General features: G+C 31.6%; 1 protein-coding gene. It reads left to right on the forward strand.

The features are described 5' to 3' along the window. A partial coding sequence (locus CCZ01_RS10670; protein WP_458692872.1) for a hypothetical protein occupies positions 1 to 247 on the forward strand: 247 nt, incomplete at its 5' end. Positions 248 to 427 lie beyond the last annotated feature (180 nt).

The following is a 427-nucleotide window of genomic DNA, read 5'->3' on the forward strand; positions in this document are numbered from 1 at the left end:
TTTCGCGGAATGGAAAAGTATAACAGGCTCAAAAGACTTTGGACCCGCTTATATTGTTAAGAAAAATAAAGCTACTTCAAGTTTAGGCAATAGCTTTAGTTATTATACTTATGAAGTAGGTATGGTGGATTTAAAAAAAGAAACCCTTTATCGTTCTGGACCAAGTTCTATGCTTAATAGGAATATGGTCATTATTGAATTAAGAGATGCCTATAAAACAAGTTTAGAATGGGACACTTCGCGTTAAAATTGAGTCTGTTGCCATTGCTCTTTTAAGTGATGGCAACCCTAAACTTTTTCTACATCAAGTCGATATTAGTTAAACTAATCTTTTCATAAGGAGTTAACATGAGCATTAATGCAGTTAAAAACTTTCAAAACAACTCTTTGTTTAATCATCAAGGTATAAATAAACAAAGTCAATCTA

This window comes from Helicobacter monodelphidis (assembly GCF_003288845.1).
Lineage (GTDB): Bacteria > Campylobacterota > Campylobacteria > Campylobacterales > Helicobacteraceae > NHYN01.